The sequence below is a fragment of the Pseudomonas sp. GW821-FHT09E04 genome (genome assembly GCF_059416185.1).
Genome location: NZ_JBWKOR010000003.1, coordinates 1 through 22,802 on the forward strand (window position 1 = coordinate 1; position 22,802 = coordinate 22,802).

Here is a 22,802-nt window from a genome sequence, read left to right on the forward strand (position 1 = left end):
TCGGTGGTGATCAGCAGGCCGGCACCGGCGCGCACGGCGCCGTGGCGGTCGGTGCGCAACTCGAAACCTTCGCCGCGTGGCTGCCCACCTGAAGGACGTGGATGGGTCAGGTAACCAAGGTTGATCGCACTGGCGCCGTGGTCACTGCGCAACGCAATGCTGATTTCGCTGGTGGTGTCGTCGATGCGCAGTTCGTTGGCGCGGCTGCCCTTGTATTCCTTGCTCTTGACCGTGGCCAGGGTCTTGAAATCCGGCAGTTTGTACGGCGGCAGGTTGGCGCCGTGGTACAGGCAACCGGTGATCAGCGGCTGGTCGGGATCACCTTCGAGGAAGGTGATCAGCACTTCCATGCCGACCCGCGGAATGTTGATCGAGCCAAAGGTTTCAGCCGCCCAGCTGGAGGCCACGCGCATCCAGCAGGTGGTCTTGTCATCGTGCTGGCCTTCGCGGTCCCAGAAGAACTGCACCTTCACCCGGCCGTACTGGTCGCAGAAGATCTCTTCGCCTTCCGGCCCAGTGACCACGGCGCTTTGCGAACCGAGAACCTTGGGTTTCGGGTGATCCAGCGGCGGACGGTACGGCACGTCCCAGGGGATGGCGCTGAAGCGGTTGCGATAGCCCTGATGGAAATCGTCTTTGTTGTCGGTGGTGTCGCTGGTCACCGACTCTTCCAGCACCTGCGGCTGTTTGCCTTCGTGGAAGATTTCAGTGAGCAGCCAGAGGTCGTTCCACGTCGGGTTGGCGTGGTCGGTCAGGGCCAGAAAATGCCCGGTGACCAGAATCGGTTGGTCGCTGTTGCCCTCGGCCAGCCGATAGTCGCTGCGGTGGCGTTCGAGGTTGCGGTTGGCCAGATGCTTGCCGCGCTCGCGGTCCACGAAACGCCCCGGGTAATCGTAGTCTTCCAGGTCCGGCTGGGCGCTGCTCTTGGCGTCACTTTCCAGCTCGATCTTCGGTTTGACGAAGTCGTAATCGCGCCGCGTAGTGCGGCTGGTGCGGGTCGCCAGGCGCAAGCCGAAACGCTTGACCACCGGTTTGTCCGCCACCAGCCCGGAGTCCTGCTGATAGGCCACGGGCGCCAGTTTCGGGAACACCGTCTGGTCATCGCCGAAGGTCAGTTTGTGGCCGCTGGACGTGTGCTGGAAGTGGTAGTGAATCCCCTCCTCCTCGCACAGGCGCTGGACGAAATGCAGGTCACTTTCGTCGTACTGCGTGCAGTAGACGCGCTCGGGATAGATCGCGCTCAGCTGGAAGTGGTAGTCGCTGGCGAGGATGCCGTGTTCTTCCAGCACCTGGCTGATGATCTGCTGCACGGTCATCTGCTGGAAAATGCGCTGGTTGAAACGGTGCGCGAGGTACGAAAGCTGCGGGCGCAGCGAGATCTTGTAACGGGTCAGGCGCTTGCCCGCCTCGCCCTGAGCGATGCTGTAGATCAGCCCGTGAATGCCGGTGCCGCTCGGCGACAGCTGAAGAAACGCCAGTTTGTGCAGCAGACTTTCGAGGTTGATCGAGGCCTTTTCGCTGACCAGTTCCAGCTCGAATTCGAAGGGCGTGTTGAGGGCCTCCCGACCGGTGAACGACAGCACCTGGAAATCGCTGTCCGCGCCATCGATGGTCAGGTTGAAATGAGCCTGGTTGGCCGGTGAGAACATTCCCTTGTCCCTCGTGCTGTGCTGCAGCGCACGCCAGATCGATAAGGATCTGACGCTGAAAATTCTTTGAGTAGTGAAGGTGCCTCGACCGGCGAACCCGGCCGAGGCGGTACAACCATCAGCCGCGATTAAACGACTGGAGCACGCCAGTCATCGGAACCCGAAGTACCGGATACTTCGTGGGTCCAGGTGATTTTGCGGTAGGTGAACTGCACTTCTTCCAGGTGGGTGAAGTGCGCGTTGCCTGGATCCTGGCAGTTGTGCATTTTGTTGTTGATGGCGACGATGATCGCGTCTTCCAGTTTGGTGGTGTAGTAGTGCTCTTGGGTGCCTTGCGCCGAAGTGCGGTACCACTGGATAACGATTTCGCTCATGCGCTCGCCGGAGGTCAGAGCGGCTTGCAGCAGAGGCGAAGCCTTGTCGTAGACCTTGGTGATCACGACTGGCTTGTGCACGCGCTGACCGGTTGGCTGACCGGATTGTGGGTCACGCGGGATGATCACGTCGTGGGTGAAAGCCTGAACCATGACCTGGTCTTCGTGGCCTTCCTGATAGGTGTTGCCAACGGAGTCGGCGGTGAAGGCGCCGGCAGTGATCAGGCCTTGTTTTTCGCCGGTAACCGACATGTACGCTGGTGTTGCCATGGGGTGTGCTCCTTGCTCAAAAGACAGGACCGGACGGCGTGATTGCCTGTCCAGGTGGCAAAGGAGTAATCAAAAGTCGTGCCAGCCATCATATGGCCATTGCCTATCAAGGGTTTACGAAGCTCGCGTGGGGGTTTTTCGTTTTTTTCTGTAGGAAAAAGCTAAAAAGTGCGCAAGAAGTTGCGCAGTACTGCGCAACTTCTTGCGCACTTGGCTGCAGGCCTTTATCGGCAAGGCCTGCAGCGGTTTTGAGTGGGGTTTTATTACGGACAACTGCGCAACTTTTTGCGCAGTTCAACCAATCCGGTCAGAGCTCTGGGATCAGGATTCCTGCAACGCCCGTGGCCGTTGACTGCGCTGTTCGGCTGCCGAATCCGGCGCCTGCTGCAACTGGAAGTCGAACTTCAATTCGGCACGACGCCCCGCGGCATCTTCACGAAACTCGACTTCCCCGACCAACCCTTCACGGGTCGCATAGGCGAAGTCATCCCACAGGTATTTGTCCCCCGACAGATTGATCTGCGTCGTCAGGTGTCGATGCCCAGGCGCGGAAATGAAGAAGTGAATATGAGCCGGGCGCTGGCCGTGGCGGCCGAGCAGGTTCAGGCACTCCTGAGTCGGGCCCTGGGGATCGCAGCCATAACCGGAAGGCACGATGCTGCGGGCACGGTAGCGGCCTTCGGCGTCGGTGATGATCCGGCGGCGCAGGTTGTAGTCAGACTGGCTCTGATCGAAGAACGAATAAGTACCCTTGGTGTTGGCATGCCACAGGTCGACCGTGGCGCCGGCGAGCGGTTGGCCCTGCGGGTCGAACACTTGGCCTTCAAGGAACATCACCGTGGCGACGCCTTCCTCGCTGCCGTCGTCCATCCGGCATTCACCTTCGTACAGCGGCGCGCCGGCCACGTACAACGGGCCTTCGATGGTGCGTGGCGTGCCGCCGGTCAAGCCAATCTGCGCATCCTTGGCGTCCTGCAACAGGTCGAGGAAATGTTCGAGGCCGAGGCCGGCCACCAACAGCCCGGCTTCGGAGCGGCCACCCAGACGGTTGAGGTAATCGACGGCTTTCCAGAATTCGTCTTCGCTGATGTCGAGGTCTTCGATGATCCGGGCGGTGTCCTGCAACACCCGCAGGACGATGGTTTTCAAGCGCGAGCTGCCGCCATCGTTGGCAAAACCGGCGGCTTCTTCGAAGAACTTCTGCAATTGGGCAGTGTGGGCAATGTTCACGGTCATGATGTTCACCTCATCTTGTTGTTGTGGGGTTGAGTCCGGGCTCAGCGGTCGTCGGCGTGGATCGACGAGGGATGACGGCAAAGGCCGTCGATCTCGATGTCCATGTAGGGAAACAGCGGTAAAAGCATCAGGGTGTCGTGCAGCGCCTCGACGCTGGGTACGTCGAACACGCTGTAATTGGCGTAGTGCCCGGCGATGCGCCAGAGGTGTCGCCACTGGCCTTCGCGTTGCAGGCGCTGGGCGAGTTCTTTCTCGTCGGCCTTGAGCTTTGTGGCAACGGCCGGGTCCAGGTCGGCGGGCAATTTCACGGTCATTTTTACGTGGAACAGCATGGCGTTCTCCTTGGGGAATCAGTGCCGGCGAAAACGCGCCAGACGCTCTTCATCCAGCGTCAGGCCCAGGCCTGGGGTGCGTGGAATATGCAGGTGAAAGTCGCGGTACTGCGGGCGCTCGGTGACGATGTCTTCGGTCAGCAGCAACGGGCCGAACAGCTCGGTGTCCCACGTCAGTTGCCTGAGTGTGAGGAACGCGTGGGCCGAGGCCAGCGTGCCGATGGAGCCTTCGAGCATGGTGCCGCCGTACAGGGCGATGCCGGCGGCTTCGGCAATTTGCGCGGTGCGTAACACGGCGCGCGGACCGCCGTTCTTGGCGATTTTCAAGGCGAAGACGCTGGCGGCGCCGTCGGCGGCGAGGCTGAACGCGTCTTCCACGCTTTCGATGGATTCGTCGGCCATGATCGGCGCCGGGCTGCGCTGGTTCAGACGAATCTGCCCGGAACGATTGACTCGCGAGATCGGCTGCTCGATCAGGTCGATACCGTTATCGCCCAACACCTGACAGCCACGAATCGCCTGGGACTCGTCCCAGTACTGGTTGACGTCGACCCGCACACTGGCGCGATCACCCAAGGCTTTCTTGATCGCCACCACATGCTTGAGATCCTGCTCCAGCGGGTTGGCGCCGATCTTCAGTTTGAAGATCCGATGCCGTCGCAGATCAAGCATCTGCTCGGCCTCGGCGATGTCGCGGGCGGTGTCGCCACTGGCCAGTGTCCAGGCGACTTCGAGGCTGTCGCGGACCCGTCCGCCGAGCAGTTCGCTCACGGGCAGGCCAAGGCGTTTGCCTTGGGCGTCGAGCAATGCGCTCTCGATCCCGGACTTGGCGAAGGTGTTGCCCTTGGCGATTTTGTCGAGCTTCTGCATGGCGACGTTGATGTTGCTCGCGTCCATGCCGATCAGCGCCGGCGCCAGGTGCGCGTCGATGTTAGCCTTGATGCTTTCCGGACTTTCGTAGCCATAGGCCAGGCCGCCGATGGTGGTGGCTTCGCCAATGCCTTCGATGCCATCGCTGCAGCGCAGGCGCAGGATCACCAGCGTCTGGTTCTGCATCGTGTGCATCGCCAGTTTGTGCGGGCGGAGGGTCGGCAAGTCGACGACGATCGTCGACAGGCTTTCAATCAGGGTTCGGTTCATTGAGGTGTCCATTCAATAGGTGTCAGCCGAGATCGCCGCCACCGACCGGCAGGGTTACACCGGTGATGTAGGAGGCGTCGTCCGAGGCCAGAAACAGGATCGCGCCGACCTGTTCGTCGAGGGTTCCGTAGCGTTTCATCAGGCTGCTGTCGAGGGTTTGCGCGACGATTTCCTGATACCAGGCTTGCTCCTGCGCGGACTGTTCGGTGGTGTTGCGCGGGATGCGCCGGGGCGGCGCTTCAGTGCCGCCGGGCGCGGTGGCGTTGACCCGGATCCCGCGCTCGGCATTCTCGAAGGCCAGGCAGGCAGTCAGCGCATTGATCCCGCCCTTGGCTGCGCCGTAGGGAACGCGGTTCAGACTGCGGGTCGCAATCGACGACACGTTGACGATCGCGCCGCGCCCCTGCTTGAGCATGTACGGCAATGCGGCGTGGCAGCACCACAACGTCGGGAACAGCGAGCGGCGCACTTCGGCCTCGATCTGCTCGACGTCGTAGTGCTCAAACGGTTTGGCCCAAATGGTGCCGCCGACGTTGTTGACCAGCACATCCAGGCGCCCGAACGTATCGACGGCGGCGCTCATCACCCGGGCGCAATCGGCGTATTGCTCAAGGTCGGCGGTCAGCGACAGCACGCCCTCGCCTTGCAGTTCGTGGACCAGTTCGGAGCGGTCGACAGCAATGACCTGCGCGCCCTCCTCCAGCAAGCGCTCGCACACCCGGCGACCGATGCCCTGCGCCGCGCCGGTGACCAGCGCGACCTTGTTGGCGAATCTGTTGTTCATGACAACCTCGCAATTCAAAAAAAAGACTCAGGCCGCCGCGAACTTCTCGTAGTAGAAATTCGCCGGCGTGATGCCCTGCTCGCGGATGTACTGGCTGACCGCCTCGACCATCGGCGGCGGGCCGCACAGGTACACGTCGACATCGCCTTCATTAAGGTGACGTGGTTCGATGTGCTGGGTGACATAGCCCTTGAGCGGGTGCTGGCTCTGCGGATTGGCCACGCAGGCGCCGAAGCTGAAATTCGGGATGCGCGCGGCGAAGGCTTCGAGGCGGTCTAGCTCGACCAGATCGAAATCGTTGGTCACGCCGTAGATCAAGTGAACCGGATGTTCGCTGCCCTGCTCGGCGATTTTCTCCAGCATCGCCGTGAACGGGGCGAGCCCGGTGCCGCCCGCCAAAAGCAGCAACGGCCGCTTGATTTCCCGCAGGTAAAAACTGCCCAGCGGCCCTGCGAGATTCAGGCTGTCGCCGGCCTTGGCCAGCCCGGTCAGGAAGCTGCTCATCAAGCCGCCGGGGACATTGCGGATCAGGAAACTGACCTCACCGTTCTTCTGCAACGAGCTGAAGGAATAGGCACGGGATTGCTCGCTGCCCGGCACTTGCAGGTTGACGTATTGCCCCGGCAGGAACGCCAGTTTGCTCAGGGATTCGTCCTTGAGCGACAGCGCGATGGTGCTCTCGGAGAGCTGACGAACATCGCTGATCGACGCCTGGAAACTCGCCTGTTCGGTCTTGCACACCTGCGAGCCGACCGGCACCCGCACCACGCAATCGCTTTCGGCGCGCATCTGGCAGGTCAGGACGTAACCCTGGGCCAGTTCGTCTTCACTCAGGGCGTCTTCGATGAAGTTGTCGCCCATGTCGTATCGCCCGGCCTCGGCGAAACATTTGCAGGTACCGCAGGCGCCGTCGCGGCAGTCCAGCGGAATGTTGATGCCTTGGCGATACGCCGCGTCGGCGACGGTTTCGTGGCCCGAGGCCTCGATGAAACGAGTGACCCCGTCTTCGAAATTCAGTGCGATCTGGAAACTCATGGTGCACCTCGCTCACAGCGTCGAGCCCGGCTCGCCGCCGTCTCGATCAGATGTGATAGATGTCGATGACCTGACGGACGTAATCGTTCTTCAGCACGACTTTCTTGGCCTTGATCAGCGGTTGTTCGCCGCGCAGGTCGAGGGTGTAGAAACTGCTGCCGAAGTAGCTGTCGGTGACCTGATAGCGAAAGCTCAGGGTGTGCCAGTTGAAGCGCACCTGGCATTGCCCTTTGCCCTGCTCGACGATCTCGATGTTGCTGAGGTTGTGCGAAGTGCGGGTGTCGGGGATGGTCGCGCTGGAGCGCTCGGTCTTGATCCGGAATACCCGGTCTTCGAGGCCGCCACGGTTGCCGTACCAGATCAGCGAGATTTCGCTTTGCGGGTCTTCGGTCAGGGTGTCGTGATCGTCCCAGGCCGGCATCCAGAAACTGGCGTCGGCAGCGTAGAGCTCCAGCCACTGATCCCACTGGCCATCGTCGAGATAGCGTGCTTCGCGGTAGAGAAAATCGCGCACGGTGTCGTAGAGGTTGCTCATTGCACGGCCTCCACGGGGATCAGCTTTTTATCGCTGGCGGCGGCCTTGAGCATGATTTCCTGCCAGTACTTGTGTTGCAGCACGAATAGGCCTTCGTCTTCGGTGCGCATGCCGGACAGGAGTGGTTTGAGGTCGATTTCCTCGGCCGCCGCGTCCGCGCCTTCGACCCAATGGGTCGCGCCACGGGACATGTCGTTCCAGCCGCGCCCGGCACCGTAGCCGGTCTGGCACGAGCGGAATTCTTCGAGGTCATCCGGGGTGGCCATGCCGCTGACGTTGAAGAAGTCTTCGTATTGGCGAATGCGTTTGGCCCGAGCCTCGGCGCTCTCGCCTTTGGGGGCGATGCAATAAATGGTGATCTCGGTCTTGTCGATGGAGATCGGCCGGGCGATGCGGATCTGCGAACTGAACTGATCCATCAGGTACACGTTGGGGTACAGGCACAGGTTGCGCGAGTTCTCGATCATCCAGTCGGCGCGAGCCTGGCCAAAGTCCCGGACCAGTTCACCGCGACGCTCGTACGCCGGACGGTCCTCGGGGTTGGCCCAGCGGGTCCAGAGCAGCAGATGGCCGTGCTCGAACGAGTAGAAACCACCCCCCTTCTTCGCCCAACTGCCGGCGCTCATGGTCTTGATTTCTTCACCGGCGTCGCGCTGCTGACGCTGGTTCTGAGTGGCGGCGTAGTTCCAGTGCACGGAGCTGACGTGATAGCCGTCGGCGCCATTTTCGGCGGTGAGTTTCCAGTTGCCTTCATAGATGTAAGAGCTGGAACCACGCAGCACTTCAAGGCCTTCGGGGGACTGATCGACGATCATGTCGATGATCCTGGCCGACTCGCCCAGGTGCTCGACGAGAGACTTCACGTCGGCATTCAGGCTGCCGAACAGGAAGCCGCGATAGGATTCGAAACGCGCGACTTTGGTCAGGTCGTGGGAGCCTTCGCAGTTGAAGCCTTCGGGGTAGCCGGCCTCGCTCGGGTCTTTGACCTTGAGCAGTTTGCCGCTGTTGTTGAACGTCCAGCCGTGGAACGGACAGGTGTAGCTGGAACGGTTGCCGGACTTGTGCCGGCATAGCATGGCGCCGCGATGGCTGCACGCATTGAGAAAGGCATTGAGTTCACCGGCCTTGTTGCGGGCGATGAAGACGGGTTGGCGGCCCATCGTGGTGGTCAGAAAGTCATTGACGTTGGGGATCTGGCTTTCATGGGCGAGGTAGATCCAGTTGCCTTCGAAGATGTGCGCCATCTCCAGTTCGAACAGCCGCGGATCGGTGAACATCTCCCGCTTGCAGCGGTAGGCACCCTTCTCGGGGTCCTCTTCAAGCATGGCATTGAGGTAGTCGATTCCCAGGGACATGGCCGGGGCCTCCATTGTTATTGTTCAGGCCAGGTCAGATTAGGGAGGCAACGCGGGAGGCAATATCCGAATCCTGCAGAGCGTTATCCGTTTTGTGCAGGACGGCGCGGCAGGTGCTTCAGGTTGTTTCGGGGCGGGAATTCAGTGGCGGCGTTTGAAGGTCACGGACGGCAGTTCGCCGAACTGCTGGCGATAGCTTTCGGAGAAACGCCCGAGGTGCAGGAAGCCGTAGTCCAGCGCCAGTTCGGTGAGGTTGCGCACCGGGCAACTCGGATCGCTGAGGCAGGCATGAATACGTTCCAGCTTGCGCTGGCGGATGTATTGCATCGGGGTCACGCCGAGCTGGCGTTCGAACAGGGCGTACAGGGAACGCAGGCTCATGTTCGCCTGTGTGGCCAGGTGGTCGGCAGGCAGATCCTGTTTCAGGTTGCGCTCTATATAGTCGAGGATGCGTTCAAAACTGACACTCGGTGAACTCAGGCACTCGCGACTGACGTTGGTGTTCATCAGCGAGATCAGTTTGCTGCCGACGATCTGCGCGTAATGCTCCTGCACCCGCAGCAACGGATCGCTGGCTTCGGCTTCCTGGCAAATCATGCCGAGCAGGTTGGTAAAACCTTCCAGCTCATCGAGCCGGTAATGATTGCGCAGAAACCGGATGCCACCGGCAGGATGCAACCAGCGCTGCTCGTCGCACACCGACTCCAGCACGCTGACCGGCACCTTGAGGATGAATTTCTCGCAATCGTCGGAATAGGTCAGATCGACCGGATCGTCCGGGTTGATCAACAACAATTCGCCCGGCACCAGATGATGCTCGCGCTTGGGCCCGCGCCACAGACAGTTGCCTTGCAGCAGGACTTGCAAGTGATAGACCGTTTCCAGCGCCACCGAAGTGACGCGAACGCTGCCGCCATAGCTGATACGACACAGATCGAGGTCGGCGAGTTTGCGATGGTTGAGGCTGGCTTGGGGATGGGTAGTCCGGGACAGGCCGATGAAATGCTGGCCGACGTGCTGGTTCACATAGTCGGAGACGGCATACGGGTCAGCGTGGCGAAACACGCTGCTGCGGTCGCTCAGCAGGCGGTTGTCCATGGGCAAGGCACTCGATCTTCTATTTATTGTGTGATCACGGGTGGTTCACCGGTCACAGTACGCCGGAGTGTCGGGGTGGGCAATTGGACGAAGGTTTGGCTGTCCGGTGATCGAACGCTTTCATCGAATCGGGATTGACGGCCCCAAACGAAAAAACCACCCGCGAGCAGGTGGTTTTGATCAGGACAGCAAACGCAGTCATTCAGCGGTCGGCATGCTGCTCCAGCAAGGCGTAGGCTTCGCCGGTAAACCGGTAGCTCTTGTCAGGCTGAAACACGATGACGCCCTCCTCGCACAAACGCTTGAGCACTTCCCTGACGCTGATGAACTGAATGCCGCTGACAAACGCCTGCAGATACCCATGCACCCCGCGCCCGCCAACGGCGCGTCCTTCGCGTGTTGCAACCAGCAAGGCATCGATCACTTTGATCCGGATCAGACTGGTGCGCAGCCCGTAATAATGCAGCAGCTCACGGATATGCTCATTGGTGCTGCGCTCGAAATCGAAGGCCCGCTGCCCCTTCGACAACGGGAACTGCAATTGCTTGCCAGAGGACGTCGATGCCGGGCTGGTTAACATGCAAATGCTCCTTTTTATGATCAGCCGCTGTGCGTAGCTCTATATAGAAGAAGGCGCACTCAGCAGTGCGCCCCCGATCAGAAGTCGACGGTCGCCGACAACTGCAACGTGCGTGGATAGCCCGGGGAGAACGCGCCGTAGGACGCCACACCCGACCAGTACTCACGATCAAACACGTTCTGCACCGTGGCGCGGAACGTCGTCGGCCGACCTTCGATCTTGGTGGCGTAGCGAGCGCCGGCGTCGATGCGGGTCCAGGAAGGCAGCTCCTGGGTGTTGGCCTGATTGACGTATTGGCTGTCGGTGTAGATCGCGCCGCCGGTCAGGGTGAAACCTTCGACCCACGGTGTATCCCACTCCGCCCAGAGGTTGGCCTGGACATCCGGCACGCCCACCGGTTTGTTGCCACGGTTGGCGGCGGTGGCCGAGTCCGTCAGTTCGCCGTCCAGCAAGGTCACGCCGCCCATCAGGCGAGTGCCCGGCGCGACTTCACCGAACATGCTCAACTCGACGCCACGGTTACGTTGTTCGGCCTGCACCGAGAACACATTGCCGGCGCCGATTTCGCCACTCGGTTTCTCGATCTGGAACAGGGCCAGAGTCGTCATGAACGTGCCGTGTTCGTACTTCACGCCGATTTCGTGCTGCTTGGACTTGTACGGGGCGAACGTTTCGCCGGAGTTGGCTGCGGTGCCTGGAGCGATATCACCTTTGCTCAGGCCTTCGACGTAGTTGTAGTACAACGAAACGTCTTCCCATGGTTTGACCACCACGCCCGCCAGCGGTGTGGTCGCGCTGTCGTCATAACGAGAACTGACCGAGCCCGAGGCGTTGTAGTTACGCGATTCGATGTCCTGTCGGCGTACGCCGAGGGTCAACTGAATCCGGTCATCGAGAAAGCCGAGGGTATCGGTCAGTGCGACGCCAGACAGTTCCGATTCGGAAATGCGCAGCACTTTCGGCGAGCTGATGTACTGCTTGGGCACGTCTACCGGGTGATAGATGTTCGAGCGGATTTCCGTGCCGTTGTTGATGCCACGGGACAATTCGTCCTGATAACGGGTCGCCATGACCGTGGTCGTGTGGGTGACCGGGCCGGTGGCGAACAGTGCACGCATCCCCACGTCAGCCGTCGAACGGTCGACGTTGAATTTGTAGTAACCGGGGATGTTGCTGGTGTCGCCGGCGTCGTTGAGGATTCTCGGCACCTGGTCGGACATGCGCTTGACGTCGGAGCGACCGCCGCCGGCGTGGGCGAACACGGTCAGGTTATCGTTGAGGTCATACTCGCCGCCGAGCAATGCCGACTGTTCCTTGGTGTCCGACCAGCCCCAGTCCTGCGGCAGGTTGGTGCGGCCGTTCGGCGCCGATGGAACCTTTACACCCGGTGCAATGGTGAACGGTCGCGAGGCCGCGTCGAAGCTCTCTTTCTGGCTGATGTAATCCAGGTTCAGGCGCAACCGCTCGCCCTTGTAATCGAGTGCGATGGCGCCGATGTTCAGCGCGCGTTCCTGATCGTTGATCGCGGTGTCGCCGCCCTGGGTACTGCCGTTGAAGCGGATGCCAAACTGGTTCTCGCTGCCGAAACGCCGACTGACGTCCAGATGCCCGCCCACTTGCGAGTCCGACGCGTAAGTGCCGGTGAAGCGGGTCAGGTCTTCGTCCAGTGGTCGTTTGGGCACGATGTTGATCACACCACCGACGCCGCTGTTGGGGGAAATGCCGTACATCAGCGCGCCCGGCCCTTTGAGCACTTCAACGCGTTCGGCGTATTCGGTGAACACCCGATAGTTGGGCGCGACGCCGTACACACCGTCGTAGGCCAGCTCGCCGAGGTTGCCCTCGCCTATTGCAAATCCACGGATGAAAAACGAATCGACGATGCCGCCGGTCTGCCCGGTGGAGCGTACCGAAGGGTCGCGTTCCAGCGCATCGGCCACGGTCACCGTTTGCAGATCCGCGAGGGTCTTGGCGGTGTAGCTGGTCACACTGAACGGCGTGTCCATCACGTCCTTGTTGCCCATCATCCCCAGCCTTGCGCCTCGGGCGACCTGGCCTCCGGCGAGCACTTCCGGCAAGGCAGTCGCGCCGTTGTAGCTGCCCGAAACGTTGGTGGTATCCAGCGTCAGCCCTTCCGTGGCGGCGACGTCCTGTTGCTCGGATTGCTTGGGGTCTGCTGCCCAGACAGTGGCGCTTCCTGCGGCCAGAATAGAACTCAGCATGGCGGTGCGAATAGCCAGCGTTAACGCGCGTTCACTGCAAGGTCGACGTGCAACAGACATGACGATGGGGTCCTTCTCGAATGGCTGAAAATGGTAATGACTCCTATTTGCCAGTCGACAATCGAAAAAGTATCAGCGTCGTTGATTATTTTTTTGCGAGCGGATGGCTCGGAAGAGAACGTCCGGAGGATGGGCTGCGAAACCCACCCTCCGACGCCGGTCAGTCGTACAGGCATTGCAGCGGAATGGAGATCACCGGCAGCGCGGGGTCGAACGCGTGCCGGGTGGTCTTGTACGGGAACAGTTCGCCGCGCTCGATGGTGGTGAATATCCGCGCCACTTCGAACGCCTGCCCGGTTTGCCAGTGCCGTACACAGACTCGCGGATCGGCGTAGTCGAGCTGGATGCACGGCACCCGTTTCAACCCCAGCGCCCGCGCCGCGTTGAACCGGTGATTGCCGTCCATCACGATGCCCCGGGAGCGCTCGACGATGATCGGTTCCAGCCAGTGTCCGGCCTGGATGATCGCCTCGCGCAGCCGCTGCACGTTGAGCGGATCGACCTGCTCGGATTGCCGCACGTCGCACAGTGGCCGCAGGGCAATCTGGTAACCATGTCCCATGATGCGTCCCCCGTTTCAGCAGGCATCCGCGTTGGCGACCAGCGCGTACTGGCTGGCCATGTCCCGCAGGCGTTGCGCCTGCTCGATCAGCGGCAGATCGACCATTTCACCGTCGACTTGCACCGCGTGGCTGCCCCCGGCCACGGCGTTCAGGACCCGATCCGCCCACGCCAGTTGGCGGGCGTTGGGCAGGTAGGCTTTCTGCACCGTGGCGAGCTGCGAAGGATGGATACACAACTTGGCGCCGAACCCCAGCGACCGGGCGTAACGCGAGTCGCGCTCGACCACCGCCATGTCGCTGATGGCCGGGGTCACGCCATCGATCGGTGCCGGCAGACCGGCTACGCGCGACGCCAGCACGATGCGATTTCGAGCGAACAGAAACGCCTCGGGAATCTGGCTGCAATCGATGTCCAGGGAAAAATCCAGCGAACCGAATGCCAGCCGTGCCAAACCGGGAATCGCCGCAATTGCCTCGACCTGATGCAAGCCTTTGGCGGTCTCGATGATGGCGACGATTTGCAGGTCGGGGTTCCACGCCAGCAGGCGCTCGACCACACGGGACAGGCTCTCTGGACATTCGGCCTTGGGCAGGAAAATCCCGGCGCAGCGCTCGGGATAGCGCATGTCACCCAGCCAGGTCATGTCCTGGCGAAACAGCGAACTGCCGACGCTGTTCAGCCGGATGTAACGCTGGCAGGCGGTTTCGGGCGTGCTCTGCTGCCAGGCCCAGATCGATGCCCGGGCCACGGCTTTGCTGTTCGGATGAACGGCATCTTCGAGGTCGAGAATGATCGCATCCGGCCCGGCTTCGACCGCTTTGGAAAAGCGTTCCGGCCGGTTACCGGGAACGAACAGGTAGCTGATGGGAAGCGTGGCGTTGGTGCTGTGACGAACAGTCATCGGGACTCTCCTGAGCGTGCTTCAGTCGTGGGTTTTCAAAAAAATTCGAACACCTGTTACAGGGGGAAAACCAGGTTGCATCCGGGTGTCTTGAATCAACCGCCAACACCTTGAATAACAAGGCGTTGACGGTTTTTAAAATCAACACGCGAGCGCTTACTTGAGCATGCGAATAAGCGGCTTCGCACTCCTCTGTTGTGTGTGTTCATTCAAAAATATTTGAAAACCTTACTTGATAATCATTCCTGTTCGCAATATTGTTCGAGCCGCTGACAGGGTCAAGACTCAAATCAAGACCTGAAATTTTGTTCACGAAAAGTTCGGCGCAATGATGTCATTTACATGTCAGGTAATGGCACTTCAAAAGAGACAAGGCCATCAGTTATTGGCCTTCTCCTTGCCTGCCTGAGCCTTAAGGAGTGGGGTTCTCATGAAACAGTTTTGTGAAAATTTTATGAAAGAACATACCCCGGGGTTATTTGCAGAGCGGATCTGTCATCCGCCGCCACCTCTTTAAACACTCGTATCTGACGAGCAGCAAGAACACACGACTCGACAAGCATTAGTTGTCGACCTGCACATGGCGATTATCGACGCCAGAGGTTTTCTATGCCTGAATTAATTGCGCCGACAGTTAAAGAAACAATCGAAACCCAATACCCAAAAGTGCTGAAACCGTTACTTGATCCTGTTATCGATAACTTTCTTAAACATTCTCCGAAAGCACTTGCCGAACTTGTTAAACAACACGGATCCCCACTGAACCTCGTGTGGCCGCATGCGTTTGAAGCCAATGCTCAAGCGCTGCAATCGGTGTTGAAACGACACGACGTCGACTACACGATTTTCTACGGTGCCAAAGCCAACAAGTCACAATGCCTGCTGGCTGCGGCATCGGCGTCGGGCATCGGCACCGATGTATCGAGTCTCTTCGAGCTGCAAGCGGCACTGCGCGCCGGAACCCCGGCGGAACATCTGTGTGCGACCGGGCCGGCCAAAACGGCAGCGTTTCATAACGCACTGGTGCAAGGCGGATCGCTGATTTGTGTGGACTCACTGGAAGAGTTCAGCCATCTCAAAGCGTTGCTCGACACTTCGCAACCACCGGCCAAAGCCCGGATCCTGCTGCGTTACAGGCCGACAAGTTGCCCGGCGAGCCGATTCGGAATGGGTGCGGATGATTTGTTTCAGTGCCTGCAATACCTGATCGAACAACGTGAGTCGTTCCGCTTCGAAGGTTTCCATTTCCACCTCGGCGGTTACGGTTACGAAACCCGGGTACAGGCTTTCCGTGAAGTCACCAGCTTCATCGATGCGGCAAGGGAAATGGGCCTCGACCCGGTCATGATCGATATCGGTGGTGGCCTGCCGATGCGGTATGTAGACCCGCAGGACTACAACAGCTTTTTGCAGAACGACAACAATCCTGGTCATTATCAGAATCGTCGAGTGCCCGACTCTTATTACCCTTATGGCAGCAGTCTGACGGCTTGCCAGTGGCTGGAGTTATTCCTGGAATCGGATAACTCCCCGGGAAAAACCATTGCGAGTTACTTGAAAACTCAGAATATAAAACTGGCACTGGAGCCCGGCCGAAGTCTGGTTGACCAAGCCGCCATCACCGTCTTTCGCGTCACCCGCACAAAACAACTGACCGACAACAAAGTTGTGATCTTCGCCGAAGGCAGCAGTTTCAGCGCGTGCGAAACATGGTTCTCATCTGAATACCTTGTCGATCCAATTTTGATCACTTCGAAAGAGTCGAAACTTGCTCCAATGCAAGCCTACATTGCCGGGCATAGTTGCCTTGACGACGACGTGATCACTCATCGCCTGATCAACTTCGATACACCACCACAAACCGGCGACTTATTGATCTACGCCAACACCGCCGGTTATCAGATGGACTTGCTGGAAAACGAATTTCATCGCCACCCGTTGCCACAACGACTGAGGGCGACGTGTTGTACGGAAGGTAACTACGCATTCACACCTGACTATTAAGGGAAGACGTCCAGATGATACTGAATAAAGTTTCGGATCTTATTGGCAATACACCAATGTTGGGCATCGATGTTCCAGATACCAACGCCCGGCTTTTATTGAAGATAGAGAAGAACAACCCCGGCGGCAGTATTAAAGACCGTATGGCACGAAACATGGTATTGGCGGCCCTCAAGTCCGGAAAGCTGAAACCCGGTGGCGTGGTCGTGGAATCGTCTTCCGGCAATACCGGCATCGGCCTGGCCATGGCAGCCGTTGAGTTCGACCTGCATTTCATTGCCGTGGTCGATCACCATGCGGCGCAGGACAAGATCGCGGTGATGAAGGCACTGGGGGCCGAAATCCGTTTTGTCGCCGGCACTTACCGGGAAGACGAAGTGGCCGTGGTCGAGCGTCAACGGCTGGCCGCCGAGCTCGCCTCGCAGATCCCCGGCGCGGTGTTCATGAACCAGTCGGACAACGCGGCCAACGCCGGCGGCTACAGCGATTTCGTCCGTGAAACCATTGCCCAGGCCGGTGGCCACATCGGCGCGTACGTTGGTTGCGTCGGCACCGGCGGCTCAATGACCGGCATCGCCCGCGGTCTGAAACTGCACAACCCGGACATCGTCACCGTGGCCGTCGAGCCGGCCGGTTCCATCGTCTTCGGTCATCCCGGCTATCCGTATTACCAGTCGGGAACCGGCACCCCTGCCGGCGACACCGTCGGCCTGGTGCTCGACTACAGCTGCATCGACCTGGGCTTGCAAGTCACCGATTCACAGGCCTTCGAAACCGCCCGCTACATCGCGCGCAATCTGGCCCTGCTGGTCGGCGGCTCTACTGGTGGCGCGATTTTCAAGGCGCTGGAGCTGATTCACAAAGGCACGTTGACCGGCAACGTCGTGGTGCCGATTGCCGACGGCGGCGAGAAATACCTGCACACCGTATTCGACGACAACTGGCTGGAAGAACGGGACCTGCTGGACCCGGGCGTCGCACCGCAACTGGATCGCTGGCTGGGCAAGACCCGCTGGCTGGAATCCGACGCCACTCCCCTGCAATTGAGCGTCGCCTGACGCGTCTCCCACACAGGAAAGTCTCTGTATGAAACCGCTGAAAGTCGCCATCTGCGGCGCAGGCCGGACCGGGCACCTGAATGCCATCCTGTTTAAACAGCTGCCCAATGTTCAGGTCTCGATGCTCACCAACAACAAGGAGGTGGTCGACCGGCACCTCGCCAACCTGCCGATGCAGGCGCTGATGCCGGACGGCTCGACACTGAGCGCGCGGCCGGATCAGGTCAGCACCGATGCCAGTGTCGTGGTGGCCGACGCCGACATCGTGATCATCACGGTTCCGGCCCATGCCCGACCACAAACCCTGCAAGCCATCGCGCCGCATTTGAGTTCGGGCAAACCGGTGTACGTCGGCGCCATTCCGGGTTTCTGCGGCTTCGACTGGCTGGCGGAAGCCACGTTGGGCGAACGTTCGAACGTGGTGATCTGGGGCATGAAGGATGTGCCGCACACCGCGTTCGATCTGAAGCCTGGCGTGTCGGTGAAGATGGGCGGCGGCAAGAGCCAGTTGTATGTGGCGACTCACGCCCGGGAAACCCTGGCATCGCGCCAACACCTGGAAGAAATCCTCACCACGCTGTACGGCCCCTGCGTGACGATGCTCGACCACTACCTGGAAATCACCCTGACACCGGGCAATCCGATCATGCACAGCTCGGTGATTTACGGGTTGATCGGTCCCTACGGCCAGTGGCATCGCAAGATCTTCCCGCAGCGCATGTGCTGGTGGACCGAGTGCCCCGAGCTGGGCGCCTATTTCCTCGAGCGCATGGATCAGGAAAGCCAGGAACTGTGCAGCGTGATCAGCCAGCGCATGGGCATCGACCTGTCGTCGGTCAAATCCCTCAAGCAGGAAATCGTCGAGGCCTACGGCGAACAGATCCGCGATCAGAGCAGCATGCTGTCGATCCTGCGCACCAACCAGGCCTACAACGACATCCTCGCCCCGATGATTCCAGCCGATGACAACCGCGCCGGCTACGTGATCGAACGTGAAAGCCGCGCCTTCAATGAAGACGTCGCCTACGGCCTGGTGCTGCTGGTGGAAATGGCCCGGCGCTTCGAACTGAAAGTCCCCTACATCGAAGAAGTCCTGCAATGGAGCGTTTCCTACATGCAGGGCCTGCGCGACTCGGCGCTCGACTACTTCCCCAGCCAATGGCCGCGCACGGCGTGAGCGGGTTCAACTTTTCATTAATTTCTCGACGAGCAGATAGCTGATATGGATGACTTCAAGACACTCATCGCCTACTCCCGCAAGAACGCCCTGCGACGGATGATCCGTTGCCTGTTTGCCGAAAACATTCTGGATCGCTCGGGCCTGCGCTTCTCCGCAGCCGGCAACGAGGCCACGTACGCGCTGAAAGACGGCCGTTCCCAAGTGTACTTTTCTAACATCGCCAAGGGCCCGGCGGACACCGTGGTCAACGACGGCGACGTGATCCTGATGACCGATGAAGGCGTGCGCCAGGTGATCTACACCCATCAGGATTTGCTGGATGTGCTGCGCGACAGCTTCGATTTCGAGCCGACCGATGAAGGCATCGCCGGGCTCAAGTCGGACATGGAAAACAGCCTGATGAACGACGCCCATGCTCGTCAGCATCGCCAGCAATGGAACGCACGACTGGCTGCCGCCGCCCGGGAACAGGGCCTCGACAGCCTGACCGATTACCTGCGCCAGCACGCCAGCACCAAGGACGCCGCGATCCTCCTCGACCAGTGGGGCTCGCTGGAAGGTCACCCGTATTATCCGACGTGGAAAGCCCGGCCGGGCCTGAGCGACGAAGAAGTCGAGCAACTGTCGCCGGAGTTCAACGCCCAGGTGCCACTGCGCATTGCCGCGTTGCGCGCCGACATGGCGAAAAGCGAAAGCATGCCCCACGTGACGGACTACCACACCTGGTTCGCCAGCAACTTCCCGACTCAATGGGAGCAATGGAAAGCGTCGCTGAACGACAAGGGCCTGGACGAATCCCAGTGGCTGCCACTGCCGATTCACTCATGGCATCTGCAGGCTTACGTGCTGAAAAATTTCGCGGCGGAAATCGCAGAAGGCATCCTCATCATCGACGGCCCGGACATCCAGACCCTGCCGACCATGTCGTACCGCACGATGATGCCGGTGCTCAAGGAGAGCGCGCCGCTGATCAAGTTGCCGATTGCCGTGTGGATGACCAGCGAGCTGCGCAGCCTGCAGGCCAAGTCGATCCACATGGGCCCGCGCATCAGCACCGTCATCACGAAAATCCTCGAGGTCGAAAACGGCTTCGACCAGCGACTGGAAATCTTCCCGGAAGAAATCGGCGTGCGCTACAAGAACGCGATCACTCAGGACGACCACCCCGGCCGGCATCTGTCAGTGGTGTTCCGCGCCAGCCAGCAAGCGTTCGAGCGCACCGATGAGTGTCTGCCGATCACCGTGGCTTCTCTGTTCACTCGCTTGCCGGACAGCGGCCGGCCGTTGTTCACCGAGTTGATCGAGCGCGATGGCGTTCGGGCCAATGCCGCCCAGGTCGAAGACTGGTTTCGTCAGTACGCCAAAGTGGTCACCCATCCGGTGATTGCAATCTACTTGATGTACGGCATCGGGCTTGAGGCGCACCAGCAGAACACGATGGTGCTGTTTTCCCCGGATGGCAAAGCACGTAGTCTGCTGATCCGCGATTTTGGCGATGGCAGGACCTACGCTCCATTGCTGGAAGGACGCGGCTACACCCTGCAACCGCATGTGCAGCCGGGCATTCTGCCAACGGTGTTCGAGGGCGATATCGAGCCGGTGCGCATGTTCGTGCTTGACGCGGCGTTCCTCACGCATCTGCATGAAATGGCCTTGTGGCTGACCAAGGAGTACGCGCTGGACAACAATCGGATGTGGGACATTCTGCGTGAAGAAACCGAGCAGGCTTTTGCCGCGGTGCGCGAGCGTGTCGCGCCGGATCTGTGGGAAGTCGAACGCAAGGCCTTCCTCAATGATCCGTGGCCGACCCGTTCGTTGTTGCGCATGCACATGATGCAGTACTCCAACTACCGGATTCAGCACACGCTGACCAACCCGCTCAATGTCGTTCAATAACCGAGGCTGACTCATGACCCATGCAGGTGCCATCGCGGGTTCGCGCGTAAGAGTCCTGATTTATCTTCTGTTCGCGATCCAGCTCATTTCGATGGGCGCGATGGAAATGAGCGGGCCGTTCTGGCCTGTCCACCTGCGAGGGCTGACGTCTTCGGACTCGCTCTTCAGCTTCGCCAGCATCGCCGTGTACGTCGGGCCGATGCTGGGCATTATTCTGACCAGTGCATTCTGGGGCCGTATCGGCGACCGCTACGGCCACAAGTTGATGATGATCCGCGCCCTCGCCGGCCTGTCATTGACCCAGCTTGGGCTGGCCCTGTGCAGTGACATCTGGGTGATCCTGATCCTGCGCTTCCTGCAAGGCGCCTTCGCCGGTTACATCGCCCCGGCCCAGGCCTATGGCGTAAGCATCGAAGCGCCTTCGCGGCGGGCGCGGCTGTTCGCGATCCTGCAGATTTCCACCAACGTCGGCTCGTTGCTGGGCGCAGTGGTGGGCGGCCTGATCCTCGATTACGCGACGTTCTTCTGGATCAACATGATCGCGGCGGTGCTGTGCGCCATCTGCACCGTGGTCGCGGCCGTGACATTGCCGGACGTGCCGCCAGTGAAGAAAGCACCGGTTGCCGATAAAGAAGCTCCGGTCAGCCACAACACCAGCGTCTGGCAAGGCACGCCCCTGCTGTCGCTGCTGGGCGTCATGGGCATTTTGCTGCTGGCGCGGATGCTGCCGCAGACGTCTTTTTCGCTGTATGTCAGCTCGGTGTTCGAGGTCAGCAATTCGGTGGTCGGGCTGTGCTACGGCTTACTGGCGCTGGGTTTCATTCTGTCGGCAACCGCGTGGTCGCGTTACTTCGAACACCGTACCCAACAGGACACCTTGCAACGCATCACTTATGTCGTCCTCGGCTGCATTGCGCTGACAGCACTCGCCGGCGTCACCCGCAACCCGATCATATTCGTCGGCGCCTACTTCATCTGGGGCGTATTGCTGGGCGCCACGACGCCGGTACTGATGGCGCTGATCTCCAAAACCGCCGACAGCTCACGCCAGGGCTATGTGCTGGGCATTGCCCAGAGCACCGCACAGTTTGCGTCCATCGCCGGCATCTCGGCCGGTGGGCTGCTCAGCCAGGTCTACGGTTTGCAGTACACCTACCTGTTTGTCTGCCTCGCCTACATCCTCGCGCTGATTCCCATCGTTGCGTTGCGCTACCGGCCCATGGTCATGCAACCGAGCCAGATCCCGCCGGGCGACTGATCAAGGAGTTTGCTTTGAACATTGAACAACTGCGCGCCGACACCCCGGGTGTCGAGCAACTCATTCACTTCAACAATGCCGGCGCAGCGCTGATGCCCGATCCGGTGATCGAGGTGATGACCCGTCACCTGCAACTTGAAGCCCGGATCGGCGGCTATGAAGCCGCCGGGCAACAGGCCCGAGAAGTGGAAGACGTCTACGACGCCATCGGCCAACTGATCAACGCTCTGCCCGGAGAAATCGCTGTCATTGAAAACGCGACCCGCGCCTGGGACATGGCCTTCTATTCATTGCCGCTGCGGCCCGGCGATGTGGTGCTGACGTCGACCACCGAATACGCCGGCAACTACATTCCCTATTTGCAACTCAAGCAGCAGCGCGGGATCGAGATCAGGGTCATTCCCAACGATGAACAGGGCCAGGTGTCATTGCCGGCGCTGCGGGACATGCTCGGCGATGACCGGGTTGCCCTGGTGTCGCTGCCGGTGATCGCCACCAACGGCGGCCCGGTGCAGCCCATCGAACAGATCGGCGCCCTCGCCCGCGCGGCCGGGGTTCTGTTTCTGCTGGATGCCTGTCAGGGCGTCGGGCAGATGCCGATCGATGTGCAGAAAATCGGCTGTCATATGCTCGCTGCCACCAGCCGCAAATACCTTCGCGGCCCTCGGGGCATGGGGTTTCTCTATGTCGAAAAGACCTTGTGCGAAAACCTCGAACCGGCGTTTCTCGACCTGCACGCGGCTTCATTGCTGACCCCGGACACCTTCAGGATTCGTGGAGATGCCAAGCGTTTCGAAAACTGGGAATGCAACGTTGCCGCGAAACTGGGCATGGGTGCGGCGGCCCGGTATGCCCTGATGCAAGGCATCGAGCCGATGTGGCAGCGCATTCAAGGATTGTCAGCTCACCTGCGCAATCGCCTGAACGACGTACCCGGCGTCACGCCGCAGGATCGGGGCGCGGTCAAGTCTGGCATCGTCACCTTCACCTGCGAGGACGCCAGCGCGGCGCAAGTCCAGACATGGCTGGCGCAGCAGGAAAAACGCATCAACGTCACCACCTCGACCTTCCGCTCGACCCTGCTCGACATGCAGCAACGGGACCTGCTGGAAGTCAGCCGCGCATCGCTGCACGCCTACAACACCGAGGCTGAAATTGATGCCATGGTAAACGCGTTGTTGAGAATGCCCCGCACCTGAAAACGGATGCTGATTCGCGCTTGCGTCGCGGGCTCTTTGTACACTAGCATTGGGAATACTTCTCAATTGCAA

General features: G+C 60.2%; 20 protein-coding genes. 6 read left to right on the plus strand and 14 right to left on the minus strand.

All coding sequences use genetic code 11. From position 1 onward, the window contains the following. The 14 genes from tssI to AC07N4_RS11390 all read right to left on the minus strand — a co-directional run. A partial coding sequence (gene tssI / locus AC07N4_RS11325) for a type VI secretion system tip protein TssI/VgrG (protein ID WP_493066250.1) occupies positions 1-1,649 on the minus strand: 1,649 nt, incomplete at its 3' end. 128 nt (positions 1,650-1,777) lie between these two features. Beyond that, positions 1,778-2,293 (minus strand): Hcp family type VI secretion system effector, encoded by a 516-nt coding sequence (locus AC07N4_RS11330; protein ID WP_007949952.1) that lies wholly within the window; start codon positions 2,291-2,293, stop codon positions 1,778-1,780. 321 nt (positions 2,294-2,614) lie between these two features. Beyond that, on the minus strand, positions 2,615-3,529 hold the full coding sequence (gene catA / locus AC07N4_RS11335) for a catechol 1,2-dioxygenase (RefSeq protein WP_192560615.1): 915 nt from the start codon (positions 3,527-3,529) through the stop codon (positions 2,615-2,617). A 41-nt stretch (positions 3,530-3,570) separates the two neighbouring features. Next, a complete protein-coding gene (catC, locus tag AC07N4_RS11340; protein ID WP_096820706.1) occupies positions 3,571-3,861 on the minus strand; it encodes a muconolactone Delta-isomerase in 291 nt (96 codons plus the stop codon). An 18-nt stretch (positions 3,862-3,879) separates the two neighbouring features. Beyond that, entirely contained in the window at positions 3,880-5,001 is a 1,122-nt protein-coding gene (locus tag AC07N4_RS11345; RefSeq protein ID WP_493066249.1) for a muconate cycloisomerase family protein, read from the minus strand. Between the two features lie 22 nt (positions 5,002-5,023). Continuing rightward, positions 5,024-5,785: a 1,6-dihydroxycyclohexa-2,4-diene-1-carboxylate dehydrogenase gene (locus tag AC07N4_RS11350; RefSeq protein WP_493066248.1), complete on the minus strand. Its 762-nt coding sequence runs from the start codon at positions 5,783-5,785 to the stop codon at positions 5,024-5,026. Positions 5,786-5,812: 27 nt separating this feature from the next. Then, positions 5,813-6,820, minus strand: a complete 1,008-nt coding sequence (gene benC, locus AC07N4_RS11355; protein ID WP_493066247.1) for a benzoate 1,2-dioxygenase electron transfer component BenC — start codon at positions 6,818-6,820, stop codon at positions 5,813-5,815. Between the two features lie 46 nt (positions 6,821-6,866). Further along, positions 6,867-7,355, minus strand: a complete 489-nt coding sequence (gene benB, locus AC07N4_RS11360) for a benzoate 1,2-dioxygenase small subunit (RefSeq protein ID WP_493066246.1) — start codon at positions 7,353-7,355, stop codon at positions 6,867-6,869. Further along, the gene (benA, locus tag AC07N4_RS11365) at positions 7,352-8,710 is read right to left on the minus strand and encodes a benzoate 1,2-dioxygenase large subunit (protein WP_493066245.1); all 1,359 of its coding nucleotides are present in this window, start codon (positions 8,708-8,710) and stop codon (positions 7,352-7,354) included. Before benA ends, benB begins: the two co-directional genes overlap by 4 nt. 141 nt (positions 8,711-8,851) lie before the next feature. Beyond that, entirely contained in the window at positions 8,852-9,808 is a 957-nt protein-coding gene (locus AC07N4_RS11370) for an AraC family transcriptional regulator (RefSeq protein WP_493066244.1), read from the minus strand. 202 nt (positions 9,809-10,010) lie between these two features. Continuing rightward, positions 10,011-10,388, minus strand: a complete 378-nt coding sequence (locus tag AC07N4_RS11375; RefSeq protein WP_493066243.1) for a fe2+ zn2+ uptake regulation protein — start codon at positions 10,386-10,388, stop codon at positions 10,011-10,013. Between the two features lie 77 nt (positions 10,389-10,465). Beyond that, positions 10,466-12,670, minus strand: coding sequence for a TonB-dependent siderophore receptor (locus AC07N4_RS11380; RefSeq protein WP_273536972.1), 2,205 nt, complete (start codon positions 12,668-12,670; stop codon positions 10,466-10,468). 160 nt (positions 12,671-12,830) lie between these two features. Then, positions 12,831-13,232 (minus strand): ParB N-terminal domain-containing protein, encoded by a 402-nt coding sequence (locus tag AC07N4_RS11385; protein ID WP_085708451.1) that lies wholly within the window; start codon positions 13,230-13,232, stop codon positions 12,831-12,833. Between the two features lie 15 nt (positions 13,233-13,247). Next, positions 13,248-14,135, minus strand: coding sequence for an HpcH/HpaI aldolase/citrate lyase family protein (locus AC07N4_RS11390; RefSeq protein WP_493066242.1), 888 nt, complete (start codon positions 14,133-14,135; stop codon positions 13,248-13,250). Positions 14,136-14,744: 609 nt separating this feature from the next. Here AC07N4_RS11390 and AC07N4_RS11395 point away from each other — a divergent pair. From AC07N4_RS11395 to AC07N4_RS11420, 6 genes are read left to right on the plus strand one after another with little or no spacing between them, the layout of a single operon-like run. Next, positions 14,745-16,139, plus strand: coding sequence for a Y4yA family PLP-dependent enzyme (locus AC07N4_RS11395; RefSeq protein WP_493066241.1), 1,395 nt, complete (start codon positions 14,745-14,747; stop codon positions 16,137-16,139). A 14-nt stretch (positions 16,140-16,153) separates the two neighbouring features. Next, positions 16,154-17,197 (plus strand): PLP-dependent cysteine synthase family protein, encoded by a 1,044-nt coding sequence (locus AC07N4_RS11400; protein WP_096820696.1) that lies wholly within the window; start codon positions 16,154-16,156, stop codon positions 17,195-17,197. A gap of 28 nt (positions 17,198-17,225) precedes the next feature. Beyond that, positions 17,226-18,374 (plus strand): NAD/NADP octopine/nopaline dehydrogenase family protein, encoded by a 1,149-nt coding sequence (locus tag AC07N4_RS11405; RefSeq protein WP_493066240.1) that lies wholly within the window; start codon positions 17,226-17,228, stop codon positions 18,372-18,374. 45 nt (positions 18,375-18,419) lie between these two features. Beyond that, positions 18,420-20,273, plus strand: coding sequence for an IucA/IucC family protein (locus tag AC07N4_RS11410; RefSeq protein ID WP_493066239.1), 1,854 nt, complete (start codon positions 18,420-18,422; stop codon positions 20,271-20,273). Between the two features lie 13 nt (positions 20,274-20,286). Further along, positions 20,287-21,531 (plus strand): MFS transporter, encoded by a 1,245-nt coding sequence (locus tag AC07N4_RS11415; RefSeq protein ID WP_192560601.1) that lies wholly within the window; start codon positions 20,287-20,289, stop codon positions 21,529-21,531. Between the two features lie 14 nt (positions 21,532-21,545). Beyond that, the gene (locus AC07N4_RS11420; protein ID WP_493066238.1) at positions 21,546-22,730 is read left to right on the plus strand and encodes an aminotransferase class V-fold PLP-dependent enzyme; all 1,185 of its coding nucleotides are present in this window, start codon (positions 21,546-21,548) and stop codon (positions 22,728-22,730) included. The last annotated feature ends 72 nt before the right edge of the window (positions 22,731-22,802 follow it).

Bases quoted from the DNA above. Each gene is read 5' to 3' on its own strand.
- AC07N4_RS11330 (WP_007949952.1), bottom strand. From the start codon at position 2,293: ATGGCAACACCAGCGTACATGTCGGTTACCGGCGAAAAACAAGGCCTG.
- catA (WP_192560615.1), bottom strand. From the start codon at position 3,529: ATGACCGTGAACATTGCCCACACTGCCCAATTGCAGAAGTTCTTCGAA.
- catC (WP_096820706.1), bottom strand. From the start codon at position 3,861: ATGCTGTTCCACGTAAAAATGACCGTGAAATTGCCCGCCGACCTGGAC.
- AC07N4_RS11345 (WP_493066249.1), bottom strand. From the start codon at position 5,001: ATGAACCGAACCCTGATTGAAAGCCTGTCGACGATCGTCGTCGACTTG.
- AC07N4_RS11350 (WP_493066248.1), bottom strand. From the start codon at position 5,785: ATGAACAACAGATTCGCCAACAAGGTCGCGCTGGTCACCGGCGCGGCG.
- benC (WP_493066247.1), bottom strand. From the start codon at position 6,820: ATGAGTTTCCAGATCGCACTGAATTTCGAAGACGGGGTCACTCGTTTC.
- benB (WP_493066246.1), bottom strand. From the start codon at position 7,355: ATGAGCAACCTCTACGACACCGTGCGCGATTTTCTCTACCGCGAAGCA.
- benA (WP_493066245.1), bottom strand. From the start codon at position 8,710: ATGTCCCTGGGAATCGACTACCTCAATGCCATGCTTGAAGAGGACCCC.
- AC07N4_RS11370 (WP_493066244.1), bottom strand. From the start codon at position 9,808: ATGGACAACCGCCTGCTGAGCGACCGCAGCAGCGTGTTTCGCCACGCT.
- AC07N4_RS11375 (WP_493066243.1), bottom strand. From the start codon at position 10,388: ATGTTAACCAGCCCGGCATCGACGTCCTCTGGCAAGCAATTGCAGTTC.
- AC07N4_RS11380 (WP_273536972.1), bottom strand. From the start codon at position 12,670: ATGTCTGTTGCACGTCGACCTTGCAGTGAACGCGCGTTAACGCTGGCT.
- AC07N4_RS11385 (WP_085708451.1), bottom strand. From the start codon at position 13,232: ATGGGACATGGTTACCAGATTGCCCTGCGGCCACTGTGCGACGTGCGG.
- AC07N4_RS11390 (WP_493066242.1), bottom strand. From the start codon at position 14,135: ATGACTGTTCGTCACAGCACCAACGCCACGCTTCCCATCAGCTACCTG.
- AC07N4_RS11395 (WP_493066241.1), top strand. From the start codon at position 14,745: ATGCCTGAATTAATTGCGCCGACAGTTAAAGAAACAATCGAAACCCAA.
- AC07N4_RS11400 (WP_096820696.1), top strand. From the start codon at position 16,154: ATGATACTGAATAAAGTTTCGGATCTTATTGGCAATACACCAATGTTG.
- AC07N4_RS11405 (WP_493066240.1), top strand. From the start codon at position 17,226: ATGAAACCGCTGAAAGTCGCCATCTGCGGCGCAGGCCGGACCGGGCAC.
- AC07N4_RS11410 (WP_493066239.1), top strand. From the start codon at position 18,420: ATGGATGACTTCAAGACACTCATCGCCTACTCCCGCAAGAACGCCCTG.
- AC07N4_RS11415 (WP_192560601.1), top strand. From the start codon at position 20,287: ATGACCCATGCAGGTGCCATCGCGGGTTCGCGCGTAAGAGTCCTGATT.